A 745-nucleotide genomic window follows, 5' to 3' on the forward strand; every position below is an offset into this window, starting at 1 on the left:
CTCAACACCAGCCATTTTTGCTATCGTTAGCTTGGATATGCCATAATAGGAAACAAGCACTTCCAACTAATGCATTGATTTGATATTTTCCTTTTACCGAACCCTCTTATGCCTTAATATCAAAACTTGATCTATCAGGTGCAGAAATACTCACAGATTCTGCTACAAGGCTCTGTGTCATACTTTTTACATCATTACCAGTTATGGATAAGGTATAATCACCCGTTTCTTTTCTTTCTGCCGATTTTTCTGCACGTTGCTTTGCAGCTTTTTCTTCCTCTGCTTTTTTAGCAGCTCTTTTTTCTTTTACCTTTTCCTCTTTTTCTCTGTTCTCTTTTACTTTTCGTTCAGCATTCTCTTTCGCTATTTTCCCATCTGGATCATTTGTACCAGATATTGCCACCGAAATATTTCCGTTTTCATCAACCTTATAACTCAGATTTGTCAAAGTGCCCAAACATCCATTAACCGCACTTTTGGCACAATCTGGAATGGCTGCTAAGTTTTCCTCCAGATACTTTGCTTTTTCCGGATCATTCATACACTTCTGTAAAAATGCACTTGAAACGGATACTGTTGTCGGAACCCCTTGCATTGAAGTCGTTCCCGTATTCACATAATGGTATTTTCCCTGCAAGTATTTTGAATAATCATTTACATTACTATACCCTGTCTTAATCTGCTCTGTTTTTGTCACACCGGGACGTGATGTTTTTAATTCAACTGTACTTGTTGTCACGTTGCC

The 745-nt window shown here is 38.0% G+C and carries 2 protein-coding genes; both read right to left on the reverse strand.

The annotated features are described in order from the left end of the window. A partial coding sequence (locus DXB43_RS15975; RefSeq protein WP_442969682.1) for a hypothetical protein occupies window positions 1–60 on the reverse strand: 60 nt, incomplete at its 3' end. Window positions 61–106: 46 nt separating this feature from the next. Beyond that, window positions 107–697, reverse strand: a complete 591-nt coding sequence (locus tag DXB43_RS14965) for a DUF6033 family protein (RefSeq protein ID WP_243006702.1) — start codon at window positions 695–697, stop codon at window positions 107–109. Window positions 698–745 lie beyond the last annotated feature (48 nt).

It is taken from the genome of Roseburia sp. OM04-10BH (genome assembly GCF_003462605.1).
In the GTDB taxonomy this organism is placed as follows: Bacteria; Bacillota; Clostridia; order Lachnospirales; family Lachnospiraceae; genus Roseburia_C; species Roseburia_C amylophila.